Annotated in this window: 13 protein-coding genes and 4 tRNA genes; 10 read left to right on the top strand and 7 right to left on the bottom strand. The window is 47.1% G+C overall.

Annotated elements, in window-relative coordinates; all coding sequences use genetic code 11:
* Positions 1-38: 38 nt before the first annotated feature.
* From CRO03_RS08240 to CRO03_RS08230, 3 genes are read left to right on the top strand one after another with little or no spacing between them, the layout of a single operon-like run.
* Positions 39-1,631, top strand: coding sequence for an XrtA system polysaccharide chain length determinant (locus CRO03_RS08240; RefSeq protein WP_097111141.1), 1,593 nt, complete (start codon positions 39-41; stop codon positions 1,629-1,631).
* Positions 1,628-2,518, top strand: coding sequence for an XrtA-associated tyrosine autokinase (locus tag CRO03_RS08235; protein ID WP_097111140.1), 891 nt, complete (start codon positions 1,628-1,630; stop codon positions 2,516-2,518). The genes CRO03_RS08240 and CRO03_RS08235 overlap by 4 nt, the downstream gene beginning before the upstream one ends.
* Positions 2,493-4,109 (top strand): TIGR03016 family PEP-CTERM system-associated outer membrane protein, encoded by a 1,617-nt coding sequence (locus tag CRO03_RS08230; protein WP_170948970.1) that lies wholly within the window; start codon positions 2,493-2,495, stop codon positions 4,107-4,109. Before CRO03_RS08235 ends, CRO03_RS08230 begins: the two co-directional genes overlap by 26 nt.
* Positions 4,110-4,136: 27 nt before the next feature.
* Here CRO03_RS08230 and CRO03_RS08225 read toward each other — a convergent pair whose 3' ends face one another.
* Positions 4,137-5,129, bottom strand: a complete 993-nt coding sequence (locus CRO03_RS08225; protein WP_097111138.1) for an XrtA/PEP-CTERM system-associated ATPase — start codon at positions 5,127-5,129, stop codon at positions 4,137-4,139.
* A 376-nt stretch (positions 5,130-5,505) separates the two neighbouring features.
* Here CRO03_RS08225 and CRO03_RS08220 point away from each other — a divergent pair.
* The 4 genes from CRO03_RS08220 (at position 5,506) to CRO03_RS08205 (ending at position 5,898) form a co-directional block, all read left to right on the top strand.
* A tRNA-Ala gene (locus CRO03_RS08220) sits at positions 5,506-5,581 on the top strand.
* A gap of 13 nt (positions 5,582-5,594) precedes the next feature.
* Positions 5,595-5,670 (top strand) — tRNA-Glu (locus CRO03_RS08215).
* Positions 5,671-5,701: 31 nt separating this feature from the next.
* Positions 5,702-5,777 (top strand) — tRNA-Glu (locus tag CRO03_RS08210).
* Between the two features lie 45 nt (positions 5,778-5,822).
* Positions 5,823-5,898: transfer RNA gene (locus CRO03_RS08205), tRNA-Glu, on the top strand.
* 301 nt (positions 5,899-6,199) lie between these two features.
* On the opposite strand, the gene CRO03_RS08200 is transcribed toward CRO03_RS08205, so the two are convergent.
* Entirely contained in the window at positions 6,200-6,793 is a 594-nt protein-coding gene (locus CRO03_RS08200; RefSeq protein WP_097111137.1) for an arylesterase, read from the bottom strand.
* Between CRO03_RS08200 and CRO03_RS08195 the strand changes: the two genes are divergently transcribed.
* Entirely contained in the window at positions 6,792-7,508 is a 717-nt protein-coding gene (locus tag CRO03_RS08195; RefSeq protein WP_097111136.1) for an ABC transporter ATP-binding protein, read from the top strand. The genes CRO03_RS08200 and CRO03_RS08195 overlap by 2 nt on opposite strands.
* On the top strand, positions 7,498-9,984 hold the full coding sequence (locus CRO03_RS08190; RefSeq protein ID WP_097111135.1) for an ABC transporter permease: 2,487 nt from the start codon (positions 7,498-7,500) through the stop codon (positions 9,982-9,984). Before CRO03_RS08195 ends, CRO03_RS08190 begins: the two co-directional genes overlap by 11 nt.
* A gap of 52 nt (positions 9,985-10,036) precedes the next feature.
* Here the strand turns inward: CRO03_RS08190 and CRO03_RS08185 are convergent, their stop codons facing one another.
* The 5 genes from CRO03_RS08185 to CRO03_RS08165 form a co-directional block, all read right to left on the bottom strand.
* On the bottom strand, positions 10,037-10,930 hold the full coding sequence (locus CRO03_RS08185) for a TIGR01777 family oxidoreductase (RefSeq protein ID WP_245861538.1): 894 nt from the start codon (positions 10,928-10,930) through the stop codon (positions 10,037-10,039).
* Positions 10,931-10,998: 68 nt separating this feature from the next.
* Positions 10,999-11,361, bottom strand: coding sequence for a dihydroneopterin triphosphate 2'-epimerase (folX, locus tag CRO03_RS08180; RefSeq protein ID WP_097111133.1), 363 nt, complete (start codon positions 11,359-11,361; stop codon positions 10,999-11,001).
* A gap of 90 nt (positions 11,362-11,451) precedes the next feature.
* Positions 11,452-12,888, bottom strand: a complete 1,437-nt coding sequence (locus CRO03_RS08175; RefSeq protein WP_097111132.1) for an ATP-binding protein — start codon at positions 12,886-12,888, stop codon at positions 11,452-11,454.
* Positions 12,889-12,890: 2 nt separating this feature from the next.
* On the bottom strand, positions 12,891-13,568 hold the full coding sequence (locus CRO03_RS08170; RefSeq protein WP_097111131.1) for a response regulator transcription factor: 678 nt from the start codon (positions 13,566-13,568) through the stop codon (positions 12,891-12,893).
* Positions 13,568-13,825 (bottom strand): PepSY domain-containing protein, encoded by a 258-nt coding sequence (locus tag CRO03_RS08165; protein WP_097111130.1) that lies wholly within the window; start codon positions 13,823-13,825, stop codon positions 13,568-13,570. Before CRO03_RS08165 ends, CRO03_RS08170 begins: the two co-directional genes overlap by 1 nt.
* 329 nt (positions 13,826-14,154) lie before the next feature.
* On the opposite strand from CRO03_RS08165, the gene CRO03_RS08160 reads away from it, so the two are divergent.
* Positions 14,155-14,466, top strand: a complete 312-nt coding sequence (locus CRO03_RS08160; protein ID WP_097111129.1) for a ComEA family DNA-binding protein — start codon at positions 14,155-14,157, stop codon at positions 14,464-14,466.
* Positions 14,467-14,494: the final 28 nt, after the last annotated feature.

Here is a 14,494-nt window from a genome sequence, read left to right as displayed (position 1 = left end):
TGACTGGCAGTAATGGATATGTTGTTCACGGAGGATAAATGAGAGAGTTGCAACAGGCGATAGAGCTACTTCATACCTATTTACAAGGTATCTGGTTGCGCCGGCGATATATTGTGATTACTGCCTGGTTGGTATGCCCGGTGGGTTGGTTTTATGTATACAGCTTACCCCCGACATATGAAGCGAATGCCCGATTGTTCGTTGAGACCCGGACCTTTCTGGAACCCCTGCTTCGTGGTCTGGCATTTAGAGGTGATACCAATCAGGAAATTCAGCTGATGGCCAGAACCTTGCTAAGCCGGCCAAATCTGGAAAAGATTGCCAGGGCAACCGATTTGGATATTCAGGCAAAAGACGAGAAGCAATTTGAAGCGTTGATTGATTCGCTGCAAAACAATATCAAAATTGCAGGCTCTGGCCGGGAAAATATATACGTTATTTCATACAGTAATCCGGTACCGCAACGTGCGTTAAGTGTGGTGCAGGAAACCCTGAATACCTTCGTTGAAAACCGTCTTGGTTCCAGCCGGGCTGACTCTCAGGCAGCAGAGAGCTTTCTGAACAGTGAAATTGCAGAATACGAAAGCCGCTTAGTTGAAGCTGAGTTACGCTTATCAGATTTTAAAAAGAACCGGATGGCAATGCTGCAGGGTAATGAAAGTGATTATTACAGCCAGTTGACCCAGGAAAAGCGCCGGCTTGAGGCTGCAAGACTGGAGCTCAGAGAGCAGGAAACACGCTTAGCCTCTGCTAAAAGTCAGTTGACGGGCGAAGAGCCGGTATTTGGGGTGATGCCATTTGCCGGTGGTGGTGGCGGAGTGGCAACCCAATACGATGAACGGATCCGCAGTTTATCTGCACAGTTAGATGGCTTGCTTATTCGTTACACTGAAAACCATCCGGATGTGCAGGAAACTAAACGGCTGCTTGAGCGTTTAGAAACACAGCGGGAAGAAGAGTTACAGTTAGTTGCTAACAGCTCGCCGGAAGGCCGGAGTGGCAGTAGTTATAATCAGAACCCGGTTTATCAGGAATTACGCATTAACGTCGCCAGACTGGAAACTGAAGTAGCCTCAACCCGGGTAAGGGTGCAGGCTTATGCTGACCAGGTCGATGAACTGGAAAGTAAGTTAAACCTTATTCCGGAAATTGAAGCTGAATTTACCGGTCTGAATCGTGATTACCAGATTACAAAGTCGAAGTATGAGGCATTACTGGGTAAGCGCGAGCAAGCTGAGTTATCACGCCGTGCTGAGGCTACCGAACAGGATGTGCAATTTAATATTATTGAACCACCTCGGGTACCCTTGACGCCATCTGGTCCACCCAGAGGGCTGTATTACACTGCTGTGCTACTGTTAGGTGTGGCGGCAGGTGTTGCCATGGCATTTTTACGTAGTCTTATTTCTCCTGTGTTATCCCGCGCATCGCAACTGCAGAGCATTACTGATTTGCCGATATTTGGCGTGGTGTCTCATACCGAGAAAAACGCTATTTTAAAACAGGTGAGGCTGCATTTTGTGTACTTTACTGCGTTAAGTGGCGCTCTGGTATTATGTTACCTGGCATTGCTGAGTAATGAGATGCTGTTTGGACGGTCAGCCGAGTTGTTGTTAAGGGTAATCCGATGAGTACTATTGAAAAAGCAGTAACCAAGTTAAATCGAGATAGCACTGGCCAGGCTGAAAATAACAGGCAGAAGAATTCGCCGCAAATGCAGGCAGACGAGCCTGGCATTTCACAGCAGGGCGCCGGCCAGGAACAGTCTTTTAACCAGGACGCGTCATCGCACCTTGTGCAGCTGGATTTAGCGTTGCTGGAGAAGAAAAACTTTGTTTCTTTGTCGAAAGATCGCCGGCTGATTAATGAAGAGTATCGGGTAATCAAGCGAAAATTGATTAACAATGCGTTCGGTGTTTTAAGTAAAACGCTGCAGCATCCCAATCTGATACTTGTCAGCAGTTCCAGACCGGGTGAGGGGAAAACCTTTTCTGCTATTAATCTGGCGCTGAGTATCGCGCTGGAGCAGGATAAAACTGTGCTGCTGGTTGACGCTGATGTGTTGCGGCCTAATGTCAGTAAAACCCTCAATATTAGTCACAATTTAGGACTGACTGATTATCTGCAATCGCCAGATGTGACAGTGCCAGACATCCTGCTAAGCACCAATGTCGAACGACTTAAGATTATCACCGCGGGTTCGCCACATCATTTATCAACTGAATTGCTCGCCAGTGAGCGCATGTCGCAACTGGTCAATGAGTTTGCCACCCGTTATTCTGACCGGATTGTTATTTTTGATGCACCGCCGCTGTTAGGAGTGAACGAAACCGCGGTAATGGCGGCGATGTGTGGTCAGGCAGTGGTAGTGGTTGAAGAGAACCGTACCCGCCTGGCGGAAATTGAGCAGTCTGTGTCATTGTTGCCAAAAGAAATGGCAGTAGGTTTTCTGATTAATAAAGCACACCGGAACCAGGGAAAAGGTTATGGTTATGGCTATTACTATGGCGCAAGTTAAGCTGCGGTCCGTTGCCACTGCTTCAGGCCTGTTAATATCTGTGCTCGTTGCACTGCCTGCCGTGGCGGTGGATACGCAGATAACGCCACAGTTGCGAACCAGCAGCTATGCGTACCAGATTGATGAATTCGATACTGATGGCACAGACGAAGGTCTGGCGTTAGCGGTATCACCGTCAATTGATTTTTTACTGACCTCTAAAGTACTGCAAACCCGGTTTAGCTGGCAACACGAGTCATTGTTTTACGAAGATAGCCAGCGTAGCAACCGAAGTTACGATGAATTTGATTTCAGTAATGTATTGTCGTTATACAACGACCGGCTTACATGGGGCATTAACGCCCGTAACAGCTATCAGGTTCGCAATAGCCAAAGTGGTATTTTTAACGATAAAATTACTGCCGGAGGCGAGTTAAGTGAAGCAACCTCTTATGGCAGCTTTCTTAATCTTGCTACGGCGTCGTACAGTGATCTGGATGCCGCTCTCAGGCTGGACTATAGCCACAGCGAGTATGACAGACCTGATATTGATGATGGCTTGCCGGCCTTTGACAGTGACAGTTATCGTGCGGGTTTATTACTTGCCAGCCGGGATCGATCCAATACCACTTTCTGGCGACTGGAGGGCAGTGTTAGCAGAACCAATCGCCAGGAGCTTACCGATTACGATAGCAGAGTAGCGCAGGCTTTGTTTGGCTTGCCCCTGTCCTCACGTTTATCAATAATTGGTCGCGGTAGTTACGAATATACCGATAACAATAACTTTTATCAGAATGAGTTTTCCTCATACGGTGGTGGTATTGAACTGAAGTTAGGGCGGGTATCCTGGATAAATGTCTCAATTAACCGTTCAACGACCAGGCGGTTTGAACAAGAAAATGAAGACAATACCTACTGGGCTACAGCGTTTTATCTGGCTCCCAGTCGCCGCACTTCGCTGGAGGGGACTTACGACCGGCGTTACTTTGGCCGGACCGCCAGTTTAGCCGGACAGTATAATATCCGGGCGCTTACTATCCGCTTAAATGTATCTGACTCGGTGCAAACCCAGACTTCTTTAGATCGGGAGCAATTAGATTTGGGCATATTTGTTTGTCCGGATTCTGCGGCAGAAGTTACCGACTGCTTCCGGCCGCCAAACGCTAACTATACGCCACAGCCCGGTGAGTCATTCCAGCAGGTGTTTGATGTTGGCGTTGAACTTGATCAGGAGTTGGTATTGCGCCGCTCAGCCAGTCTGGCACTGGGCTATAATAAGCGGCGCTTAAGTATTAATATGCTGCTGAATGCGACTGATCTTGAATATGTTGAACGAAACAATGAGCAAAGCAGCCGCAGTGTGAGTTTACGCACTGGCTGGCGTTTTTCTGAGCGAAGCAGTATTAATGCCTCACTGCGGGTTTACCAGATTGATTATCAGTTTGCCGACCGGGAAGACGATAATATTCTGATGTCGGTTGGTTATGATATGACGCTCTCTGAGCAGTCAGAAATGTCTTTATCGCTGCGCAGGACAGAGCGAAACTCCAATATAGACAGGTTTAATGGTAGTGAAAACCGGGTATGGCTAACCTATATTTATAGCTTTTAACAGTTAGCCATTCTGTTTTTATTATTGTTAGTTTTCTTTATGTTGGGTATCCAGCAGCTGTTTTTGCTTTTTCAGAAGCTGATCAAGTTCTTTTGCCAGTTTCACTTTCTGCTCTAATGAGCTGTCTAACATTGTGTTGATATCTGACAACACTGTCGGCTTAGTTTCAGCCGCTTTGGGTTCCGTTACCGGTTGCGGGATAACCTGATTAGCGACTTCCTGTGATAATTCAGTGACCACAGCCTGAAGATCTTTCTCACCAATGGTTGTAAGCTCTTCCAGATAGCCATACAGCATTACTCTGTCCATCAACAGATTTATTTTTCTGGGAATACCGCGACTAAATTGCTGGATATGCGGGTAACAATCGTTTTCGATCAGTCCTGCTTTTGCTCCGGCCTGATTAAGCCTGAACTCAATATAGGCTCGTGTCTCGTCAGTTTGTAATGCGGTCAAATTGGAAGAAGCAATAATTCGCTGGCGGAATTGCTCCATGTTAGGCGCCTGAATGATCGGGTTCAGCTCGTTTTGACCCAGTAAAAAGCTTTGCAGCAGTGGCTTGCCATTTACCTGGAAGTTAGACAGCATTCTTAATTCTTCGATTGATTCCAGTGGCAGATTCTGTGCTTCATCTACCAACAGCAGGGCACGCCGATGTTGCGCATGCAAACGCTTCAGATAGCTGTATATGGCATCCAGATAACTGGCTTTGTTCTGCTCGGTAACGACCAGGTTAAAGCTTGAAGCAATCATTCTGATTAAATCATCAGGTGCCAATCTCGACGTAACGATTTGCTTGGCGATAATTTCGTCTTGATTAAGTTGATTAAGTAGCTGATTTGCTATGGTGGTTTTGCCGGTACCAACATCACCGGTAATAACGATAAAGCCTTCACCCTGAGTTAAACCATATTGCAGATAGGCAAGGGCGCGTTTATGCAGTTTACTGGCAAAAAACCAGCTGGGGTTCGGGGTCAGCTGAAAGGGTCGTTCTTTCAAACCATAGTAAGCTTCATACATTGTAATGTCCTTATTAGTCAGTGAGCGGGTAGCGAAACTATAGTCCCTGGTCTCTGCATACAGCTCAGCAGATGCACTATGGTTGCAGTGTATACAAAATCGCAGCTAAAGACGATAACTGTGCCGGGTTTTGTGTTATTTACCAACCAGCTGGAACTAAAAATTACTGTTGGCATTCTGTAGCAACAGAGCATGCTAAGTTGTTGGAAAATCAGTAAGCTGGCTGATATATCGCTTGAATTTTCGCCTGAGAGTTTAAAAAATGGCCGAACAAAATTTTGGCTAGAAAAAACTGTTGACACATTTACGGTGTCACCCTAGAATGCGCCCCGTGTTCAGCGATAACGTTCCGGCGAATTTCTGAATGCTAAAGTGTGGGGCTATAGCTCAGCTGGGAGAGCGCTTGCATGGCATGCAAGAGGTCAGCGGTTCGATCCCGCTTAGCTCCACCAAGATTTCCAGTGCGTCCCCTTCGTCTAGAGGCCTAGGACACCGCCCTTTCACGGCGGTAACAGGGGTTCGAATCCCCTAGGGGACGCCACTTAAATCTGCACACTTTGACTGAATACAGCGTCCCCTTCGTCTAGAGGCCTAGGACACCGCCCTTTCACGGCGGTAACAGGGGTTCGAATCCCCTAGGGGACGCCACTTTAGTCACTGATTCATTACGTTGTTGTGTTGTTGTACTGTTATGTCCCCTTCGTCTAGAGGCCTAGGACACCGCCCTTTCACGGCGGTAACAGGGGTTCGAATCCCCTAGGGGACGCCATCCAATTCCGAGTTCACTCCCATATTATTTGTTCTATCGCCGTGAAGGCGATGTAGGGACACCGCGCTAAACACTTTGGCACGGCGGTAACAGGGGTTCGAATCCCCTAGGGGACGCCATCCAATTCCGAGTTCACTCCTATGTTAGTTGTTCTATCGCCGTGAGGGCGGTGTAGGGACACCGCGCTAAACACTTTGGCACGGCGGTAACAGGGGTTCGAATCCCCTAGGGGACGCCATCCAATTTTCAATTAACTCCTACTTTTTCTTCACTAGCCACGTCGGCGGTGTATTAACCATTTTTATTTATCGCTGGTCTCTAAGTCTTTCAGCAAATCTGCTACAAAATCGTTAATCATCGGTTGTGCTGCTACATTCGGATGAATACCATCTGCCATCATTAAATCACTGTCAATCGCAATACTGTCCATAAAAAACGGCCACAAGGTAACATTATGTCTTTCGGCCAGCTGCGGATAGAGCGCGGTAAATTGTCTGACGTATCGTGGTCCATAGTTGGGCGGGATCCGTATTTGCATTAGTAGTGGCTGAGCATTATGCTGCTTAACCAGTGTAATGATTTTACTGAGGTTTGCCTGAATAAGCTCAACTGAGAACCCTCGCAAACCATCGTTGCCTCCCAGTACAATCAGCACGACATCCGGTTGATGCTCTGTAAGCAGGGCAGGGAGGCGGGCCAGACCACCAGAGGTGGTCTCACCACTGATACTGGCATTAATAAGCTGCCATTCGGTATTTTTCTGTAGCAACGCTGGCCAGCCCTGATGTTGTTGCATGCCGTATGCGGCGCTCAGGCTATCACCTAAGATAAGTAATTTGTCAGCATAGGTGCTGTGACTGATTAAACTGATTAATAACAAAAAGATGATGCGCATGAATAAAACACCTGAATTACATATTAAAGCGATAAACCTTGCTAAACGCGTCAAGGTCCCTGAGGGATCACTAACTATCCTGCATGATATCAGCCTGACAATCAATCGTGGCGAAACGGTAGCGATAGTTGGCGCCTCAGGTTCAGGTAAGTCAACCTTGCTGAGCTTGCTGGCTGGGCTGGATACGCCCAGTGAAGGTGAAATCTATATGGCTGGCCAACCTTTGCATCAGCTATCAGAAGACGAGCGGGCCGGGGTAAGGGCGCGGGACGTGGGCTTTGTATTTCAGTCTTTTTTACTGTTACCCAGTTTAACTGCGCTGGAGAATGTGACGTTACCTGCTGAACTGTCGGGAGACCGGAAGGCGCGTGAGCGGGGCCTGGCATTACTTGAGCAGGTTGGATTAACTGCCCGGGCCGACTTTTTTCCATCACAATTATCCGGTGGCGAACAGCAACGGGTTGCTATTGCCAGAGCTTTTATTACCAAGCCGGCTATTCTGTTTGCCGATGAGCCGTCAGCAAATCTGGATGCAGTGACCGGTAAAATGATCGAAGACCTGCTATTTGAACTGAATGATAGTCAGGGCACGACATTAGTATTGGTGACGCATAACAATGAGCTGGCACAACGCTGTCAGCGCCAGCATAAGATGCGCTCAGGCAGTTTTGTCACATCTGACGCGGCAACTGAGGAAACAGCGAATGTGGGCTAGTATTGCAGGCCGCTTGTTCTGGCGCGAGTTAAAGCGTGGTGAGTTATGGGTTATTGCTTTTGCGTTGTTTCTGGCAGTAGGTTCAGTTGTTAGCTTAAGCGGTATTACCCAAAGTGTTAAAAGCGCCCTGCAACAGCGCAGTGCTCAGTTTACTGCTGCTGACAGGGTATTGGGGTCAAGTCAGCCGTTTGACAACAGTTTTTTTGAGGTGGCGAGCGGGCTTGATGTTGTCTCTGCCCGGCAAATGCAATTTGATTCGATGTTGTTTGCCGGTGAGCAGATGCAGCTTGCTACGATTAAAGCGGTCAGTGACAGCTATCCGCTGCGCGGCAATTTAGTGTTACATCGCTCGGCGAGTATTACGTCCGGGCCGGCCGGGCAATTAACCCCGGGAGAAGTCTGGTTTGAAGCCAGATTACTGGACCTATTGCAGGTTAAGCCGGGTGATACCGTTGAACTGGGGGAATCCCGGCTGGTTGTTGCTGGGGTAATCGTCAATGAACCTGATGCACCGCTGAGTGTATTTGGAGGGTCGCCCCGGGTCATAATGCATCTGGATGATGTCGCTGCAACGAATATTGTGCAGCCTGGCAGCCGGATAAGCTATCGTTATTTGTTTGCTGGCAGTACCACGGCGCTGGATAACCTTACCGCAGCCCTGGAACCGATGCTGACCGTACATCAGCGTTGGCGTAATCTCGACCGGGAATCTGCCATTGGTAGTGCGCTGGAGCGGGCAGAGCGCTTTTTGCTGTTGGCAGGACTGCTAGGGATAGTGCTGGCCGCTTGCGCTGCCGCTGTGGCGGCCAGTCGTTATAGTCAGCGTCATACCCAGGCGGTTGCTATTATTAAGGCGCTTGGTGCTACCACAGCTAAAGCAAGGTTGCTATACAGCAGTCATCTACTGTTAGTGGTGCTGTTTAGTCTGGTGTTAGGGTTGCTGGGTGGCCAGTTGGCAATTTTTGCTGCAGAGCTGGGCATAAGCCATTATATCAGTGATTACCGGACTGAATTCAGTGTCAGACCTCTGCTGCTGGGCACCATCACCTGTATTGTCTGCGCGTTATTGTTTGCTGCCCGACCATTATGGCAACTGGCTAAAACACCCGCTATCGAAGTATTAAAACAACCTGCAGCAGCAATTAACCTGGATAAGTGGCAGCTGATATTCGGTGCCGCGGCTATCTGGGGTTTAATGTGGCTATTCAGCGGCGAGTTACTGATTAGTGTCGGCCTGTTTTTACTTTGCGCATTGTTTGCCGCTATTTTACTGGGGTTCGCTGCTGTTATGGTTAAGCTTGCCAAGCCGGTTGCGGCCGGGCAAAGCAGTGCCGGCAGGCTGGCATTAGCGAATTTACGCCGCCGGCTTTGGCCAAATAGTTTTCAGTTAATTACCTTTAGTCTGGCTATTTTCCTGACCTTATTGTTGTATTTTCTGCGGGCTGAACTGATTGGTCAGTGGCAGCAACAAATTCCGGAGGGTGCACCAAATCATTTTCTGGTAAATGTCAGTGCTGATCAGCGCGCTAAGGTGACTGCGTTTACCGAGGCAAATAGTTTACGGCCAGAGCCGTTTTATCCGGTAGTGCGTGGCCGGTTAATCAGTATTAACAGTGAACAGCTGCAGCAGGAAGCTTCTAAGGAAGATCGTAGCGAGCAGCGCGTTGGCGTAGGCCGCGAACTGAACCTGACCTGGCTGGCAGAAATACCGGCCAATAACAAGGTGATTACCGGGCAATGGTTTGGTGCCGATACCAGTGCTGAAGTCTCAGTTGAGCAGGAAATTGCCGAGCGGTTACAAGTAACGCTGGGCGATAAACTTGATTTTTCAATTGGTGGCCAACAAGTTAATGCTACGGTAACCAGTATTCGTCAGGTTGACTGGAACAGCTTACAACCTAACTTTTATATGATATTGAGCCCTGACGTGCTGGCGACGTTTCCAGCAACCTACATAACGGCTTTTTACCTTGAGCAAAATAGTGGCAATCTGATTAATCAGTTGGCCCGGCAAATGCCTACCGTAACGGTTATCAGCGTTGATGCCATTATTAATCAGGTGAATGATATTATTGCTCAGGTAACAATTGCCCTGAGTTTTATTCTGGTCATTATTGCCCTGGCAGCAGCGTTAGTGTTGGTAGCTCAGGTACAGGCGACACTGGAGCAACGGGAGCAAGAGCTGGCCATTTTGCGTACGCTTGGGGCCAAGTATGCATTTTTACGAAATGCCTTATTGCTTGAGTTTGCGTTCCTGGGTGCTCTGGCAGGTTTGTTTGCCACTGTGCTGGCAGAGCTGTTATTGATGGTACTGCAACAACGGGTTTTTGAAATGCCGTTTCAGTTCCATTTCGCGCTGTGGTGGATGGGTCCCGTTATCGGTATTGTCTCCGTCAGTTTACTGGGTTGGTGGCAATTACGTCGCTTGTTACAGATACCGGGTGCCATTCTGATCAGACGGGTTATTCAGAGTTAATGGGCTGAGGTTATAAATCTGAGTTTATAAAACTGGATCTATAAAACTGGATCTATAAATCTAAGTCTGCCAGCGCAGCTGGCAGCTTTGGATACTGGAATTTAAAGCCTGCATCCAGTGCTTTCTGGGGCACTACCCGTTGGCCGTATAACAAAATATCTGCCATTTCACCAAACAATAGCCTTACCATAAAGGCTGGCATTGTCAGTTTGGCTGGTCGGTTTAACCGCTCTGCCAGCGCCTGACTAAATTGCTTATTGGTAACGGCTTTTGGTGCGACGGCATTAAAGGGGCCTTGCAGGGTCGGGGATTGCAGTAAGAAGTCTATTAATTTAACGATGTCATCAATATGGATCCACGACATATATTGCTGACCATTACCAATAGGGCCTCCCAGGCCAAAGCGAAATGCCGGCAACATTTTTGCCAGAGCACCGCCCTGATCAGACAATACAATGCCGGTTCGCAACAGACAGACCCGGGTTTTATCGCTGCCAGCCCGAAGTGCCAGATTTTCCCAGCGGGCACAAATGTCATGACTGAATTCAGGATAAAAAGCACTGTGTTCTTCACAGATAAATTCAGTACCCTGTCGACCATAATAGCCAACTGCAGACCCACTGATCAGGCAGGTCGGAGGCGTTTTGGCAGCCTGAATGCACTCACTTAGCTGTTCAGTAAGCTGCCAGCGGCTGTCACAGATACGTTGTTTTTGTTTGTCAGTCCATCTTTTGTTGGCAATGGGTTCACCGGCCAGGTTAACAACCGCATCAAGGTGGTTAAAGTCAACTTGTTGCAGCGTGTTAACGTAGGTCAGGGAGGCAGTTTGCTGCAGGCGGGCGACAGGTTGACGGGTTAACACCGTTATCTGATGTTGATAGCGCCAGTATTTAAGCAGGGCAGAACCAATAAGACCTGTTCCACCGGTGACTAAAATACGCATCATGTGCTCCTGTTCATCCGCAAATTGCTGCCAAGTATTGCTGCTTAGTATAGACGGTTGTGCCTGGTTTATTATTTGTTTACTGATAAGGTTAGTGACACTGAGTCGGCAAACCTCAATGCATGCGGTTTATCTATCTCAACTTCAGCAAAATGGACAGCAGGATGAGCACTGGCCAACGCCAATACATCTGCAGTTAACTTTTCCAGCAAACTAAAACGGTTCATTTCTACAAGCTCAATAATCTGCTTGGTAATAGTGCGATAATTCAGGGCGTTATTCATATCGTCACTATTGGCTGCGTTATTAGCGCTGTACTGGATCCTGGCGTTAATAATCACATCTTGTTTGTTATTAATTTCATCATCCTTAATACCAATAAAGGTTCGTAAACGCAGGTTTTTAATTTTAATTGTTGCGGGGTTAAGTTCCATGGTGGTTAGTCCTCAAAATATTTAAATGCGTTACGGAGGCAGCGGGCGGGGCGATCAGTGTTTGTTTTACCTTAGCTGTTGAAAATTTTATTATTCCGGAAAAATAAGTTCGAATCTGGCGCCCCCTAAAGGGCTTTCAGTCACCTGCATCCCACCAGAGTATGACGAAACGAGTTCAGCAACAATCGACAAGCCAACGCCGTGACCGTCTTTGTAGGTATCAAGCCGGGTGCCGCGTGCAAACAGTTTCTTTCTGTCATCTTTGGCGATGCCCGGACCATCATCTTCAATAATTAAATTAAGCGGGTTCTGACTGACAGTAAGTTTTACCCGGTGTCTACAGGCTTTGCAGGCGTTGTCGAGTAAATTACCCAGTATTTCCATTAAATCAGTCTCATCGCCGCGAAACGTGGCATTTTCCGGGCAGTCTATCTGGATGTCTAACTCTTTATCGCGGTAAATTTTTTGCAGTGCGTTACACAGCTTTTCGATATGGGGCAAAATTTCAAACTGCTTTTTCCAGATATCCTGGCCGGAACTACTTGCTCTTTTCAGTTGATGATCAATCATGGCACTGATCCGATCAAGCTGCTCTTTTAATTCGGGTTGTTGGCTCAATATGGAAGTATTTAATACTGCTACCGGCGTTTTTAAGGCGTGAGCCAGGTCGCTCAGATGGTTTCTGTAGCGCAGTTTCTGCCGGTTCTGGTTGGCCAGTAGTAAGTTTAAATCTTCTTTAATAGTTGTAAGTTCTGCCGGGTAGTGACCGTTCAGGTGGTCCTGTTCGCCACCCTCCAGTTTGCGTATTTCCTGATCAAGCTTACTCAAAGGTTTGGTGGTCCAGTAATATGCCAGTACGCTGAATAATACCAGGGCAGCACCAATCCAGATAAACCAGCTAAGCAGAGTGTTGCGGAAGCTGATATATGGCGCCGTTAACATGGCATCAGTTTGAACGATATGAATGGTTAACGGCCGGGTTTGTTCGCCTGAATCAAATAGCAGCGCAATACTGAGTAACCAGTATTCCTTTGATGCGCTGACATAGGGATAAAACATGTGCTCGCCGGGAACCAGCGTGGTATCGGGCGGGTTGAATTTCTGGCTGAGTGAGGAGTCGGACTGCCAGACGATACTGTCGATTTCAAAGCTGTCTGCGTCAAAGCTGTCAACTGCACCGCTGTTGATGCCAGAGCTGCTAACGTTAGTACTGGTACTATTAATAGCAGTGCTGTCAACGAATGCATCTTCAGCACTGATATTTTCATTGCTGGTAATATAAGCGCTCAAACCAGAGTCAGGCCGGAAAAAATCGGGTGACAATGTATTATTGCTGAGTTCTATTTTGCCATCGGTAATCTTTAAATCTGACAAAATAGCATACATATGCACTTCAAGTTTCTGCTCAGCATTGGTCAGCAGTTGGGTAAAAAAAGCCTGATCAATGGCTACAAATGAGCTGGGTAACAATAGCAAAAGTAATACTATGCTAACCAGCCCCTGACGTAACTTAAGTGACAATGTCATCATTAACTGATTGTCAGATTAAAGCGGTAACCACGGCCACGTAATGTCTCTATTGGTTTTAAATCGCCGTCAGGGTCAAGTTTTTTGCGTAATCGTAAAACAAAAACTTCAATAACATTACTGTCTAAATCAAAATCCTGATCGTAGATATGCTCGGTTAATTCCGTTTTGGAAATTACCTTACTGGGATTCAACATAAAGTATTCCAGTACTTTATATTCATATGCCGTCAGATTAATTTCATCATCATTTACCCAAACTTGCTGTGTTCTGCTGTTAAGTGACACCGGACCTGCACTGAGGGTTGGGTCGGGCTGGCCGGCAGCGCGGCGGATCAAGGCATTGCATCGCGCCAACAGTTCCTCACCGTGAAATGGTTTGGTAAGATAATCATCAGCGCCAGCGTCCAGCCCTTCTACTTTCTCCTGCCAGCTGCCACGAGCGGTCAGAATAATAATAGGTGTTTTAATCTCTTTCTGCCGGGCTTTGCGGATCAGCGTTAAGCCATCCATCTTGGGCAGGCCCAGATCAATAACGGCCAGATCGTAGGGATACTCTGCCAGTTTAAACCAGCCATCATCGCCGTCCTTTGCGATATCAACACTAAACTGTTGCTGTACTAACTGTTGTTTAATCTGCTCAGCTAATAAGGTTTCATCTTCAACTACCAGTACCCGCATTATTTATCATCCCTTTCAACCCGGCCAGTCCGATTATCGACCAGTACGGTAATTACTCTGCCATCAGCCTGAATTAAGCGTACCCGATAATGCCGGTTTTCAGTCTGTACTTTTAATATTTTCCCCGGGAAACGCTGTTGAGCAAGCGTAGCAGCCTGTTCTTTTGTAACTTCGGGTTGTTTATTACCAAGTGCCATAGCGTCCGGTGTCAGTGAGAGCACCGACAGTAAGATTAGCAACAGCAGTGAACGAAACATGCAATTCTCCACATTTGGTTTAAGTTGTATGTTACCTAACTATATTGTACGTAACAATAAACTTAATAATGCAATTAGTCGCCAGCCTATGCCACCGAGCATTAATTGTCGCTGAATAGAGACAGTCTTAAAATTGGCAATTAAAGTTAAATAAATATTGCAAAAGTAAAAATATCGCCTAATTTATATTTGATTGGTATTAAAAATGTTGCTTCTCTGGGTTTTGTGCCAGGTCACTGTTTAAAGGACCAATCTGAACAGTTGTAGTGGCTTAAACTTATTACCAATAGCTTTGCAGGGATGCAACCAAAATAATTAAGGAAGAAACTATGAAAAATGTAATAGCGGCGTTGTTATTAACCGGGCTTACTTTGACTGCAAACCAAACCCTGGCTGCTAAACCCGGTGCCACACTGGATAAAACAACTGCCACTGCACAACAACAGCAGAAACTAAGTCTGAATAAAGCCAGCGCTGAACAGCTTGAAGCTGTTCCAGGTATTGGTAAAGCTAAAGCACAGGCTATCCTGGCATATATTCAGGAGAAGGGACCCATAACAAACCAGCAGCAGTTGACCGAAGTTAAAGGTATAGGTGACAAACTGGCCGCCAAAGTTGCTCAGTATGTCAGTTTTGACTGACTGTCAGGCTGGGGGATGAGCACTAAGC

It is taken from the genome of Arsukibacterium tuosuense (assembly GCF_900215315.1).
Taxonomy (GTDB): Bacteria; Pseudomonadota; Gammaproteobacteria; order Enterobacterales; family Alteromonadaceae; genus Alishewanella; species Alishewanella tuosuense.
Note: the sequence above shows the minus strand (reverse complement) of the source record. Positions and strands in the feature narration are given on the sequence as shown.

Bases quoted from the DNA above. Each gene is read 5' to 3' on its own strand.
- CRO03_RS08175 (WP_097111132.1), bottom strand. From the start codon at position 12,888: ATGACATTGTCACTTAAGTTACGTCAGGGGCTGGTTAGCATAGTATTA.
- CRO03_RS08190 (WP_097111135.1), top strand. From the start codon at position 7,498: ATGTGGGCTAGTATTGCAGGCCGCTTGTTCTGGCGCGAGTTAAAGCGT.
- CRO03_RS08195 (WP_097111136.1), top strand. From the start codon at position 6,792: ATGAATAAAACACCTGAATTACATATTAAAGCGATAAACCTTGCTAAA.
- CRO03_RS08230 (WP_170948970.1), top strand. From the start codon at position 2,493: ATGGCTATTACTATGGCGCAAGTTAAGCTGCGGTCCGTTGCCACTGCT.
- CRO03_RS08235 (WP_097111140.1), top strand. From the start codon at position 1,628: ATGAGTACTATTGAAAAAGCAGTAACCAAGTTAAATCGAGATAGCACT.
- CRO03_RS08165 (WP_097111130.1), bottom strand. From the start codon at position 13,825: ATGTTTCGTTCACTGCTGTTGCTAATCTTACTGTCGGTGCTCTCACTG.
- CRO03_RS08185 (WP_245861538.1), bottom strand. From the start codon at position 10,930: ATGATGCGTATTTTAGTCACCGGTGGAACAGGTCTTATTGGTTCTGCC.
- CRO03_RS08170 (WP_097111131.1), bottom strand. From the start codon at position 13,568: ATGCGGGTACTGGTAGTTGAAGATGAAACCTTATTAGCTGAGCAGATT.
- CRO03_RS08225 (WP_097111138.1), bottom strand. From the start codon at position 5,129: ATGTATGAAGCTTACTATGGTTTGAAAGAACGACCCTTTCAGCTGACC.
- folX (WP_097111133.1), bottom strand. From the start codon at position 11,361: ATGGAACTTAACCCCGCAACAATTAAAATTAAAAACCTGCGTTTACGA.
- CRO03_RS08240 (WP_097111141.1), top strand. From the start codon at position 39: ATGAGAGAGTTGCAACAGGCGATAGAGCTACTTCATACCTATTTACAA.
- CRO03_RS08200 (WP_097111137.1), bottom strand. From the start codon at position 6,793: ATGCGCATCATCTTTTTGTTATTAATCAGTTTAATCAGTCACAGCACC.
- CRO03_RS08160 (WP_097111129.1), top strand. From the start codon at position 14,155: ATGAAAAATGTAATAGCGGCGTTGTTATTAACCGGGCTTACTTTGACT.